The organism is Mycobacterium neglectum, from assembly GCF_002591975.1.
Classification (GTDB): Bacteria; Actinomycetota; Actinomycetes; order Mycobacteriales; family Mycobacteriaceae; genus Mycobacterium; species Mycobacterium neglectum.
This window is the reverse complement of sequence record NZ_NVQE01000079.1, coordinates 1-12305: the sequence shown is the minus strand read 5'-3', so window position 1 is coordinate 12305 and position 12305 is coordinate 1. Positions and strand designations below refer to the sequence as shown.

Below are 12305 nucleotides of genomic sequence, written 5' to 3'. Positions count from 1 at the left end.
CACTGCGATCAGCCCTCGAACGCGAGACCGCCGAATCTGTCGTACCCGAAGTGCACAATGATCAAGTGAGCGCAGCCTGATGCTCACCGGACCGCCACCGAAGTTCCACGGAACTCGGGACATCCTCTTTCATCGATCCGGGCTCGCCTTGGCAGAACGCCTGGATCGAATCATTCAACGGCAGACTCCGCGACGAACTGCTCAACCTGTGGCGGTTCGACTCGCTGCTGGAAGCCCGAGTGATCATCGAAGACTGGCGCCGCGACTACAACGCCAACCGGCCCCACTCCGCCCACGGCGACCGCACCCCGGCCGAGTTTGCCCTACAGTGGGCCACGACCCACCAACCGAAAGTCGCATAACGACTGGACCACCAAACGGGTCCCCCTCAGTCGGACCAGATAACCGCTGTTCCGTAATCAGGGTGCCCGTAGATGTGAACCTTATACAGATGGTCTAGGTCATCCCACCAGACGCAAGACCCAGCGCCTACCATCCAGCGCTGCGCGACACGGCCATCAGAGAAGACGCACATTTCAAATTGCGCCTCGTCAGGCGGGTTGTAGTTGTCCTTCTCGAAGTCGTCCTTCACGTCTCTGGCGAGCCGCCGATAGACGACAGCCGTTCTCATAGGTCAACCTCTGACAATCCCATCACGTCGAGGAGTTATCGGCGGTCTTCTGGTGTGAGGCGATAGTGGCGACGGAAAACTTCTTGGCGTACTCCCTCGGCCTTCTTGATCGCCTCGTGCTCGTGAGAAGCAGAGACATAGTAGGCGGAAGGTCGCACCACGGAAGAGATCAGACGGCGCCGGGTGAGCGCCTGCGACAACGGCGGACGGTCGTTTGGGGGTGAACCTACCCGAGGAAGACATTTCCGGTGTCATTGCGCGGATCCGGAAGCACGTACGGTGATCGCTGCCGACGGGCATTCGTGTGCTGCCGCGCGGGCGTTGACCTCTAGATCAGCGGGAATGTCGCGCACCAATATCTCCGCCTTCCCAGCCGCGTTGATAGCGAAGACACTGGGCGCGACGTCCACGCACAACTGGTAGCCGCAGCACCGACGTGGATCGACTTCCGCATGGATCACTTGTCCACTCCTCACTTAAGTGCACCCCTCCACCGCGATGGATCGAGCGGAGGACCAAGGCACGCCGCCGCGCAGCACCTGCAGTTGTCATCACAGACGTCCTTTCACGATTGGGGAAAGGGCGTCAAGTAGGAAACGATCCCCTGCTCACTGACGTGCGCGAGGTCAATGGCCAGGACCGTACGGGTCCTCGAGAAACCGCGAAAGGCTTTCCTTGGTCTGCCATGACAAACTCTCAAGTTCCAACGGGTCGAGCTGAATTCGGAAGCCGAGGCGGGGGCTGGCAATCTCCAACCGCTCTCCATTGCGGGTAAAGATTTTGTCGACGGTGACGACGGCGAACTCGTTCGCGATGGTCGTCGCCGCACCGTGGTCGCCGGTCACGACTGTACCTTTCTAGGTTTTAAGTAATGCAAGCTCAACGTCGCCCCGTTAGAAGAAGTTAGCCAGATTGTGGGTGCCGACAACGGCATGATCAAGCACTACCCGTCGGCTCGCTAACCGCAGGCCCATCTCACTGCGGCGGATGACATCGTGGCGCTCCGCAGAGATGAGGTCGTGCTGCGGACTGTCCCCCCTGTTGCGGAACACGAGAAGGTTGGAGCGGACATCGTATTCGTCCGTCCCTGCGCCGGGGCGTACCCGCACATTCGACACGTGGTGTCGGATCCGTGAGGGCGGATCTTCTGCCCATGCGTATTCGGTGTCCAGACGTAGCACCCGCAGCTCCAAGCCTGCGTAGTCGTCATCCCAGTGGGTCATGGTCGTCGAATTTCCGTCGCCGTTGGCGCGTTCTCTGCTCACGCGCACCGGGATGACGTAGTGGATATCTTCGGCGCACAGTTCTAGCCAGTCGTGAAACCGGCCGTCGTTCAGCAGCTCCGCCTCTTCGAACAGAAAGTTCTCCATCTCGCAGCGGAGCAGAAGCTGTTGCTCGACCGTCGCTACCATGGCACACCATCCTTTATGACTTGGTTGATTGTGGTTGTGAGACAAGCAGGTGCCTGATGCCTCATCAGGCGACCTCGTCTGCATTGGTCCGAGATTGCGCGAGTAGTTGGGGTTTGGGCTCGGTTTCGCTGGCGTCATCGCCTGAGTCGGTGAGTAACTCCAACAGGCGACCCCAGAATTCGCGTTGGTTACGCTCCGCGTACCCGCTGGACAGGGGACGACCGGGCCCCTTCCACGTGTCGTCGCTGGTCAGCACACCCATGCCCATCTCGAAGTTGAGTGTCTGGCTGCCTGCGAGAATGCCTTGCGTTCCCGCAGTGATGGAGCGCCAAGTCTCGGCGTCGTCCTGTTCGAACACACCGGAGATGCCGAACGTTCGTACGTAGGTCTCATACGACTGCTGTTTGAACTCTTCGTCGGCATCCTTCTCGACGAGAAACCACGACCAGACTTCCATCGTGTCGTGTGACAGTGGACGCCACAGCCGAAATGTCAACATCGGCACTGGCATTGACTTCTTGTCCCTACCGATGAGGACGTTGAGGAACGACAGGTTGGGAAAGACCGTGCCGTGAATGAAGGCCGAACGCTGAAGCATGTCTGCGCGGTCCTGATCGCCGTAAGCCGCTGCGAGTCCATCGACGATCTCGGGTGGATAGTTCATAAAGGGCGGCATCGGTTGCCCGGGCGTTACCCCGAGGACGCCGAGGCCGTGACCGTTGGAGAGACTGATATGCGCCGGCTCCGATGCGAATTTCGGATCGGGCGGAGCCAGACCGAGCTCGACCGCCGATCGGTGCGTCATCAACGTGTGGTAGGCGTCCCCGACAAAGTTGTCCGCGCCGAGCTTCCAGTTGGAGTCGATGATCCAACGCTGGGGCTCACCCCGCACCTCCAGTCCACCCTTGGACTTCTGGGTGATCAGGTCCAGATACCACGCCATATCGCCCAAATAATCAACGAGAGGTTCTGCCTTCTCGTCCAGGCAACCGAATATCATTCCGCCGTAGTTCTCGAGGCGCGGAACCTGGGTAAGACTCCACTCGTTCTTGTCCATCTCGACCCCATAGACCTCTTTTTGTGCGGGTACACCCGCCAGAGTTCCGGTATTGCGGTAGGTCCAGCCGTGATAGGGGCAGCGGAAGTGCGAAGTGTTGCCCATCTCCGTGCGGCACAGCATTGTTCCGCGGTGCCGACACGAGTTCGCCATGGCGCGCACTTCGCCGTCTTCGCCGCGGACAACGATGATCGAACCGCCACCCAGATATCGGACCACGTAGTCCCCTGCCTGGGGGATCTCCGTCTCGTGGGCCAGGAATTGCCAGCACCGGCCGAAGACTCGCTGAGCTTCGAGCTTGTGGAGTTCTGCGTTGGCGACCAGCCCGGCGGGCAGACGGCCCTTAGCAAGGCCTTCTCGGCCCGCCGCTACCAGTTGCTGAATGTCGTTCTTATCGACAGTAGACATGTACTTCTCCTACGTTTCTTGGATTGGGCTGCGTAATGTTCTCTTGGACAGATGTTTTCGTGATTGCGGCGTTCATGTTGTTGCGGCTTCGAGTGCGCCTGGCGGTGTTTGGGCGACCATCTGGTGGCCCCACACACTGGGTCGGTCGTACTGAGCGACTGTCCAGGTTTCCTCGTCGACGGTCACCGCATCCCAGCCGTACTCGATGTCAAACCCGCTCGGTGTGCGCACGTAAAACGACACCATCCGATCGTTGACATGGCGCCCCAACGTCATGCTCAGCGGAATGTTGCGCGACATGCACAGGTCATAAGCCATCCCCACGTCATCAAAACTTTGCACCTCGACCATCACGTGGTGCAGTCCCCGCACACCCGGCATCCGAGTCAACGCGATGCTGTGATGGCGCGGGTTGCAGTGGTAGAACCACAGATCCATGAAGGTGTAAATCTCATCGCTCTTCTTAAACCCCAACACCCCCCGCAAAAACCGGTCGGCCTGCGCAAGGTCCGGCGTCGCCAACACCACATGACCCAACCCCTGCGCACCGGTGACGAACCCCGACATCGCACGACCGGGCCGGAAGGAACCCGGCACCACCTTCTGACCGTAAAACAACTCATGACGCAACCCCGAAGGATCCGACAGCGTCACAAAGCCCAACACCCCGCGGGCCGCGCAGTCCTCCTCGGTTCCCACCTCAAACCCAATACCCTGCCGATGCAACGACTCCCCGGCAGCCTCAACCGCCTCCTCGCTGCCCACATCCCAGCCCGCATACAGCATCCGGTTGCGCTCTCCGTGATGCACAGCCAAACGATGATCGGCGTCGTCGATCCGCAACAGGACCGATCCACTGGACGCCTCAACCGCCTCCATCCCCAAAACCTCCGGACCGAACGCCAACCACTCCTTCGCATCCGGAGACTCCACACCCACATAACCCAACGCTTTCACCAACATGTGTAAAACCTCCTATGTTGACCCGACGTCGATGCGCATCGCGCCGGTGGCAAGTTCCGTCCCTCCGGACGGCTGGTTGAGGCCCCGCACGCCCAAGCCGCCGTCGCTGTTGATGACGACGCCGGTCACCGCTCGCGAGTTGTCTGCAGACGCGAGTAGCAGATACAGGCCGGCGTGATCGGCGGGCTGCTGCGCGTACTGCAATGGGTTTGTAGTACTCATAATGTCGGCGATGCCGGGCACCGATGACAACACGTCCTGACCCTGGCCGAGGTCCTCGATTCCACGCAGGCCCGTTACCGTGCCGCCTGGAGCGACGCCATTCACCCTGATCTTCGGCGCCAACTCGTAGGCCAGTTCACGCACTACGCCAACGACCGCGTGCTTGGAAGCGGTGTACAGCGGGCCGCCACCGGAGGCATAGAAGCCAGAGTTGGAGACGGTGAAGATCATGCTCGGGCCATCGCTTTTGAGGAGTTCAGGAACGGCGGCCCTGGCACCAAGGAGGTAGCCCTTTACATTGACCGCGAAGATCTCATCGAAGGCGCTGCTGAGGTCGGCTCCGTCGAAACCCACCAAAGGGGCAAAGTAATCGAAGATCCCAGCGTTGCCGACGAAGACGTCGAGCTTTCCGAACGCATCGACCGTTTCGCGCACCGCCATGACGTTGTCTGCATACGACGTCACGTCACCTGTTACCGCGATGAGCCTGCCGTCGGCGTTGCCGATGGTAGCCAGGTCGCCTTCCGAGCGATCCAGGACGCCCACGCATGCGCCCTCGGCCAAGAAACGCTCGACCACGGCCAAACCGATTCCGGCTGCCCCGCCGGTCACCAGGGCGACTTGCCCGGTCAACCAACTCAAAACTATCGTCCCTCCGGTGATGCGCAATGCTCTTGTTGCTCTGCATCTGCCCACCAATGTCCTCGCCGCTGAATGGGGGGTCTATCCGCGCAGCGCTGTCGAAGCTCCGATTCACGCGGGTCTCGATGCTCGGGCGAGGAGAGTGCGGGGGATGTCTACGCCAATGGTCCGATGGGATCGGAAGCCGCGTCCCAGACCACCCGCGGCAATGGACATGAGCGCGTGCCCGGATGTGCCTATGAGGACCTTTTCTCCGATGGGTGACACGACAAACCATGGGTTTCGAGGCGCGCCAACTCGTGACGCCACGCGATGGTCTCGTTGAAAGCGTTACCGAGATCAGGCAGCTCTGCTGCATCAGCGTCGGGCAAATCAGCCAGAGTGCCACCCGCAGAAGCGATCTGGAGCGACAAACGCGAGATCGTGTCGACGCTGATGGCCTGTAGTACGGCCCGCTCGACGGTGTCCGCAGCACTGGTGAGGCCGTGGGCCCGGAGAACGACCACCGGCCGGTCTGCCATAGCAGCAACCATTTCCTGGGCTAGTTGCCGATTGCGCACCAATACGCCTCGCCGATAGACCGGCACGCCAGCCGCGGCGAGCCGAAAACCGGGTATGTCAAACGCTCCGACGATCGGTCGGACAGCCAGACCGGCGAGATCGGCGGCGACTACCGCCTCGGGGTGCGCATGAACCACAGCATTGACATCGCGGCGGGTGCGGAGCACTTCGGTGTGCAGTGGCAACTCGTTCGGCGGCTGGTAACCATCGTCGAGTTCTCCTTTGCCGCCCGCTGTACCGTCCAACGTGACCATCCGGATGTCCTCTGCGCTGGTGAACGCGAGCCCTCGCTCGCGCGGACCACGACATCGGATCAGCAGTCGATCTCGGTCGACGCGCAGGCTGATGTGGCCGAGGATGCCTGGCGCCAAGTCGCGCGCCGCCAGGACGCGACAGGCCAGCGCGATGGCGTGTCGTTCAGTGTCTAGCCCTGCACCCGAAGGGGTGGAGCTCATCGCCAACTCGGGGTTTCGGTGTCGACGCCGTCCTTGACGACGACAGCGAAGTCCGCGGATGCCTTACCCAAACTGCGATGGGTGGTGCTGGCAGCGCAGATGGCCATCCGGTTCGCCTCCTTAACCGTTCCTATAGGGCTTGGGCTGTTGAGGCCCCGAAGCAGAAGGCATCGTTAACCACGAGCCATCACTTCCACGCAGTTAGGCGCTACACCCAATAGCCTTACTGTATAACAGAGATCTACTCTGTAAAACAGAGACTCTGGTTTCGGTGTGGGCCTATTGTCGCCGACAGTCCGCGCAGGCGGCGCAACAACGACATTGGGACACATACCCTTTCGCGAGCGGCGTCTCGGCGGCCCACGGTTCTGCCGGTTGACTGGGCCAGAGGGTGGGCAGACATGCCCTCGTCCCAGGGTCACGGCCGACGACATCTTCCTTCGACCGTGGGGGTTCTCAGTGCAAACGTCGAGTAGATCTGCGGATAACCCACACCCGCCGAATCAAATTTCGCGTGCCTCACCTTCGACGCGCTAAACAGTGACTTCGCAGTTCGTCCAGGCGACGGCCATTCCCATCAGGGCGCGGGGAATGGGCTCATAGACGCTGGCCCATGGCGTGTTGCCGCCGACTGCGCCGACAGCACATATCCACGATCTCAGCTCGATGTTGCCAGAGTTGAGCAGGTCTTCGCTGGTCAGTTTGCTCAGCTCGTAGCCGTTTCCGGTAGCGAGGCACTTCAGGGTGCGGCGATCGAATTCGTCGTCGATTGAGCCGTGAACGCGCGGCCCATCGTAGGCAGCCCACGGATAGCCGGCAGTGAAGTGTGAAAGTCCACCGGACGCGTAGACACCTATCCTCTCGTCTGCAGGGCGGCGTGACCGCACGGCGTCGGCAATCGCGCGGCCGAGCGCGAAGCACCGTTTAGGCGACAACGACGGCACGTGAACGGCATTGAGGAATACCAACACCACTGGGATTTGGTGGTCTCCAAGGATATTGGCCACAATCTCGCCATGGGCGTGTGAGTGCAAGGTGGTCTCACGGAAATCGACGACGGTGGCGACGTCGAACCCCGCCTCGACGGTGTGCTCACTCAAGTCCTTACTGAGCTCGGGCGAACTTTTCCAAAACCGCGCCTCTGGCAAGAAGCGGTCAGACACTGTGAACCCATCTCCTGTGTGGATGGCTATCTGGGGCAGTGCCGAACCGTCGAAGTTTTCGTTTTGGTCATCGCCGATGATGATCAGGCAATCCAGTCGGTCTTGTCTGATGCTGTCACGCAGCCTTTGAAGCCCGTTCTCGATGTGCGCGTAACGCGCCGCAGCGTCGTCGAATGGTTCTTCGTCTTTCCTCAGGCGAGGTGGGGTCTTACCGCGTCGCACTGTGTAGTTCTTCCTGTTCTTTGTGCGGAAGCCTTCCCACCTGGGAGGCGGGATGAAAGTGAAGGCATGGGACGACGCGTAACCCGCTACAATCTCACCCACGATTTCTCCTCCTCTGGAGTCACAGCGATACCTGGTGGGAGAGAACGACTTCGCGATCTTCGTAGGCCGACTGCAGGATGGCGAAACATACTTCTAGCGTCGCGCGCCCCCAGCGGCCGTCGTGCTGAACAGGGCGGTCCTCAGTGATCGCCCGGTGTAGTTCAGCCAACTCTGCGGCCCTGCCCCGCATGGTGCGCGCGACCGGTATTTCCTGCAATCCGTTTTGCCCGTACACCACCAGCCCGTCGGGCGACTGCCTGATCGCGCCGCGTTCGCAGGACACCACGGTCAGGCCGAAGTAGGGGTGGTGGATGATCTCTCCGGGGGCGGAGTAACCCCACAGCTCCTGTGACTCTTCGGTCGTCGTCGCAGCACCGTAGCGGCCCTGTTCCTTCTGAGCTTCCAGTGCGACTTCAAGTTGGTCAGGGTTCTGACTGAGCGCAGCGAAGTTATTGGCTACTCGCTGGTTGGCTTGGGGGCTGCGGCGGCCGCCGTCTTCTGCCACCCACGAGTGCAACTCCGCGACATCGAAGAACGCTCGCGCGTCATAGACGAGCGTGGCGGAAGCTCCTGATTCGAATCCGAGATGACAGGTGTATCCCCCGACGCATTCCCGGACGTCGTCCCATATTGTCGACGCACGCACTGTTCTGGCCACACCGCCGACTATCTGCCGCACGATATCGACCTGGTGGGGCCCCTGGTTGAGAACTGGCCCGCTGGTCGAGCGCAATTCCGAAGTCGGCCACGGTCGCCGGTTGAAGTCATTGAAATTCCAGGTGTTGACCATGAGCAACTCGCCGAGTTCGCCACTGGCTACAAGTTCGGCCATCGCTCGCACCGGCGCATCAAAGCTGTGTGTGTGGCCGGCCATCAGCTGCACGCCCGCCGCCTGGGCCGCCTCAACCATTGCAGTGCAATCGTCGACCGACATGGCCAACGGCTTTTCGACGACCATGTGTTTTCCGTGACGTGCGGCCATTAGCGCATGCTCCCGGTGCAGCTCGGGAGGGGTGGCGATGTAGACGACGTCCACGCTTGGATCGGCACACAGTTGCTCTGCGTTCGTGTAGGTCTGGCCCGAGAACTCGGTGGCGAAGCGGGCGAGCGAGTGTGATCGGGTATCGGCTGCCGCCACAACCCGATACGGCAGCGTCGACATGTCTGGGTACTGCTGGAAGATTCGGGCGACAGCCTGACCGATTCCGAGAAATCCTAGGCCGAGCTCGCGTGACGCGACATCTGTCATGTGCGACCTATCTGAGAGCTAGTGAACGACTGGGCATTAGAAGAAGATCGAAATCGCTCGTGGAAGAACGCTATGAGCCAGGGTGATGTCCCGGGCGGCCAGCAGCAGGCCCGAGTCTTCGTCTCGGCGTAGAACGTCTTGTCGTTTGCCGATGAAGAAGCTCTCGTGGCGTTCGTGGCGTACGAGAAACACCATGACGCTGGATCGGACGCTCAGCTCCTGATCGGATACATCGGTGACCAGGATGTCGCTGACTAAGCGCTGAGTGATCGTGCGTGGAGTTTCCCCGGGGGCGAGCCCAGTAGCCAGCCGGGCAATTCTCAGCTTCAGCGATTCGTAGTCGTCGTTGAACAACAGAAACGGCGGTAGGCCGTCATCATCGTCGACCGGATGCGTGCTGGACTCTGGGAATGGCATCGTGTATCTGACATCCGGCGCCAATAAGCCCAGCCACTCGTCCAGCCGCCCATCATCGAGAAGCATGGTCTCCCGCGCATAGAATTCGTTCATTCGCAGCCGCAGTTCCACGTCCAACTGGCTGGTCTCCATGGCTAGGCCGGCTCCGTCATAGTTCGGTGCCAGTGCCGATAGAACTCGCGCTGGTAGGCTTCGCTGATCTGCGGCCTGACATTGCCGGGTAACTCCGCAACCAGCGACTCCATTGGTTCGACGTCCTCGCCGAGTGAGTAGTTGAACGGCACATCCCGGGCGACTCCGGTGTCAAGGGCGTCAGACAATCGTTCGAAGTTTTCGTGATCATCGGGCGTCACGAGACCGGCCGCCGATTGCCGCTGACTCAAGACGAAGACCATGCGTTCCTTGACAGCACGGGGCGCGGAGCTTTCCACCAAACACCACTCCCAAACCTCGGTCAACCGCGGTCCCCGAGGCTGCCACATGATGAATCCCCGACCGTAAAAAGCCGTGCCCATGCCAATCATGCTGAAGTTTGGGAAGATATTGGCTACGTGAAAGCTGTAGGGCTGCACGGGGGATGTCGCCAACCGCTCGTCTTGCAGGCGCTGCCGCTCGGTTAGCCAGTCGACTGCTTCGGTACCCAGCGTTTCGGCTTGGGCGAGATCGTCCTGATAGAAATTCTTACCGACTGCCAGTTGCAGCAACCCATGGGGCGCGCAGCCGTCGAGAACCACGCTGTAGTGCTGCCCCTCGTCTATCGAAAAGTTGATGCGGGCAGTCTGCCCAGCTTTCGACAGTGCGGAAACCGATCCGTGAGTGGCAGCGAAGTGATACTGGTCGCCGCCGAAGTTCTCGGCCAACAACTTCCAGTTGACGGGCATGAGGTAGCGGTGCAGGCCGGGAACGACCTGCAGGCCGTTGGGGTCACAGTCGAGTAGAAAGTTGTCGAGGTACCACAGCAGGCCCTCCCCCAGATATTCTTCCAGCGGCGGCGCCGACTGATCCCAGCACGCAAAGATAAGTCCTTTGTAGGTAGCTACCCGGGGGGAGACGAGGCCCATGCTGGCCTTATCGAACTGCGGCCCGTAGGCGCTCTCGGCTAGCGGAACACTGCGCAGCCGTCCGGCAGTGTCGTAACTCCAGCCGTGATAGCTGCAGTGAAAGATGTTCGCGTTGCCCTTGTCGAACTGACAGACTTTATTGCCCCGGTGCCGACATTTGTTCAGCAGCACACGAACACGAGATTCCTTGTCCCGGCATACGATCACGGCGTCGTCGGCCATATAGGTTGTGCGGAAGTCACCGGGCTTGGGGATCATGGACTCGTGGCCGACGAAGAGCCACGACCGCTTGAAGATGGAGTCGAGTTCCCGCTGGTACACCGCCTCGTCGTAGAAGGCCGAGGAGTCTATCGGCAGCGCCGAGCCGGTTTTGGAACCGATTGTCTCCATCAACGTTGCCCTCGGGACTCGCGATCACCTTGAAGATAATTGGTGAGGATTTGGTTGAACTCTTCCGGCCGTTCCCACTGCGGCCAATGGCCACAATCCTCCATCAATGCGAATTCAGCGCCGGGAATTAGCTCGGCTGCCCGCCGTCCGAATTCCACCGTCGCCGAGGGATTGTGACTCGTCCACAGCACGAGCGTGGGCCTGGTCAAGCTGGTCAATCGCTCAGCCGTGAGATTGTCCTCAGCAGTCGCCGCTGAGGGCGGCGCCGTCGCGTTCGTCAGTGCCGACCGCGATTCTTCGCTCTGGTAAAGTGCCCACCGCAGCGCCACCAGTTCATCGGTCAGGTCGCGGTCAGGGTGGTGGAAAAGCCAGGCCATCCTCTCCCGCACATTCGCCGGACTCGGGTCAGCCAGGAATTGCCGGGTGACCCGGGCAAGCTCTGCGCGCCCGGCAGCGGTGCGAGCCTCGGCATCGGCGCCGACCTCTAGCGTCAACCGCGCGCCGCACACGTAGATCAATCGGTCGACACGGTCGGGATGTTCCAACGCAGTCCACGCCGCGATCCAACCTCCTAACGACTCGCCCACCAGGTGGGCTCGGTCGATGCCTTCCTGGTCCATGTATCCGAGTAGGTGACTGACATAGTCCTTACGCTTCGGGGCGACCTCACAACCACTGGTGAGACCGTGACCCAACAGGTCCAGCGCATGCACTCGGAAATGACGCGACAGCGCCGTCACGTTGCGGGCGAAGGCTTCGGCGTGACCGCCTCCCCCGTGCATGAGAATGAGGTCCGGACCTTCCCCTGCCTGAATTGTCCTGGTTCGGACGCCGTCGACATCTACGAAGCGTGTTTCCGCTCCAAGCAAGCTCACACAAATTGAAGCGTCTTTGAGCAACCTTCGACGTCCCCTCAGCTAGTACAGTACCCAGTTTTTATCATACTTCCCGAATATCTGCAAGGTAGAAATTTAGGCTTCTGTGTAAATGGGACTCTCGAAGGGGAGACGATGCCCACGTCACGCGGGCGCAGCGGTGCGGCTGCCGACGCAAACTGTCGACCATCACATCGACACAGTTCTTCGCTGCGGTCGTGCAGCGTCGTATCAATAATTCTTCTGTGCCGCAATGTCATTCGCACCTCGCGACAAACCCTGAGCGCCACGCGGACTGCCGCGTTTCACCAAGGTCGGACGCAACCTAGCCGACGAGCGAACGTTCTTGAGCATGTCCCGAGTCGCGTGGAATTTGGGTGACGATCCACGATGAACTCTAGGCGGCGGCACCGACAGATTTGGTGTCGGCGCCGGTGTCGGGGTGAGCGTGTCGGCGCAGGGCGTCGACGAGCTG

13 protein-coding genes and 1 pseudogene are annotated in these 12305 nt (G+C 60.7%); 1 reads left to right on the top strand and 13 read right to left on the bottom strand.

What is annotated here, in order from left to right; genetic code table 11:
- Window positions 1–122: 122 nt before the first annotated feature.
- Window positions 123–362: pseudogene (locus CSQ99_RS30870) on the top strand (integrase core domain-containing protein); the annotation flags it as partial.
- 26 nt (window positions 363–388) lie between these two features.
- Here CSQ99_RS30870 and CSQ99_RS29915 read toward each other — a convergent pair.
- The 13 genes from CSQ99_RS29915 to CSQ99_RS29855 form a co-directional block, all read right to left on the bottom strand.
- Window positions 389–631 (bottom strand): hypothetical protein, encoded by a 243-nt coding sequence (locus CSQ99_RS29915; protein ID WP_099042596.1) that lies wholly within the window; start codon window positions 629–631, stop codon window positions 389–391.
- Window positions 632–882: 251 nt separating this feature from the next.
- Window positions 883–1092, bottom strand: a complete 210-nt coding sequence (locus CSQ99_RS29910; RefSeq protein WP_011777839.1) for a ferredoxin — start codon at window positions 1090–1092, stop codon at window positions 883–885.
- A 165-nt stretch (window positions 1093–1257) separates the two neighbouring features.
- The gene (locus tag CSQ99_RS29905) at window positions 1258–1476 is read right to left on the bottom strand and encodes a hypothetical protein (protein ID WP_011559095.1); all 219 of its coding nucleotides are present in this window, start codon (window positions 1474–1476) and stop codon (window positions 1258–1260) included.
- A gap of 48 nt (window positions 1477–1524) precedes the next feature.
- Window positions 1525–2043 (bottom strand): aromatic-ring-hydroxylating dioxygenase subunit beta, encoded by a 519-nt coding sequence (locus tag CSQ99_RS29900; RefSeq protein WP_011559094.1) that lies wholly within the window; start codon window positions 2041–2043, stop codon window positions 1525–1527.
- Window positions 2044–2107: 64 nt separating this feature from the next.
- Window positions 2108–3508 (bottom strand): Rieske 2Fe-2S domain-containing protein, encoded by a 1401-nt coding sequence (locus CSQ99_RS29895; RefSeq protein WP_099042595.1) that lies wholly within the window; start codon window positions 3506–3508, stop codon window positions 2108–2110.
- Window positions 3509–3580: 72 nt separating this feature from the next.
- Window positions 3581–4471 (bottom strand): VOC family protein, encoded by an 891-nt coding sequence (locus CSQ99_RS29890; RefSeq protein ID WP_099042594.1) that lies wholly within the window; start codon window positions 4469–4471, stop codon window positions 3581–3583.
- A 12-nt stretch (window positions 4472–4483) separates the two neighbouring features.
- Window positions 4484–5335 (bottom strand): 3-(cis-5,6-dihydroxycyclohexa-1,3-dien-1-yl)propanoate dehydrogenase, encoded by an 852-nt coding sequence (hcaB, locus tag CSQ99_RS29885; protein WP_125477509.1) that lies wholly within the window; start codon window positions 5333–5335, stop codon window positions 4484–4486.
- Between the two features lie 236 nt (window positions 5336–5571).
- Entirely contained in the window at window positions 5572–6351 is a 780-nt protein-coding gene (phtC, locus tag CSQ99_RS29880) for a 3,4-dihydroxyphthalate decarboxylase (RefSeq protein WP_011559089.1), read from the bottom strand.
- Window positions 6352–6884: 533 nt separating this feature from the next.
- Window positions 6885–7838 carry a DODA-type extradiol aromatic ring-opening family dioxygenase gene (locus CSQ99_RS29875; protein ID WP_011891535.1) on the bottom strand — a complete coding sequence of 318 codons (954 nt, stop codon included), beginning with the start codon at window positions 7836–7838 and terminating at the stop codon, window positions 6885–6887.
- A 19-nt stretch (window positions 7839–7857) separates the two neighbouring features.
- The gene (locus CSQ99_RS29870; RefSeq protein WP_011559087.1) at window positions 7858–9087 is read right to left on the bottom strand and encodes a Gfo/Idh/MocA family protein; all 1230 of its coding nucleotides are present in this window, start codon (window positions 9085–9087) and stop codon (window positions 7858–7860) included.
- Between the two features lie 36 nt (window positions 9088–9123).
- Window positions 9124–9636: an aromatic-ring-hydroxylating dioxygenase subunit beta gene (locus CSQ99_RS29865; RefSeq protein ID WP_099042592.1), complete on the bottom strand. Its 513-nt coding sequence runs from the start codon at window positions 9634–9636 to the stop codon at window positions 9124–9126.
- A 2-nt stretch (window positions 9637–9638) separates the two neighbouring features.
- A complete protein-coding gene (locus tag CSQ99_RS29860) occupies window positions 9639–10955 on the bottom strand; it encodes an aromatic ring-hydroxylating oxygenase subunit alpha (RefSeq protein WP_011559085.1) in 1317 nt (438 codons plus the stop codon).
- Window positions 10955–11854 (bottom strand): alpha/beta fold hydrolase, encoded by a 900-nt coding sequence (locus tag CSQ99_RS29855; RefSeq protein WP_011559084.1) that lies wholly within the window; start codon window positions 11852–11854, stop codon window positions 10955–10957. Before CSQ99_RS29855 ends, CSQ99_RS29860 begins: the two co-directional genes overlap by 1 nt.
- Window positions 11855–12305: the final 451 nt, after the last annotated feature.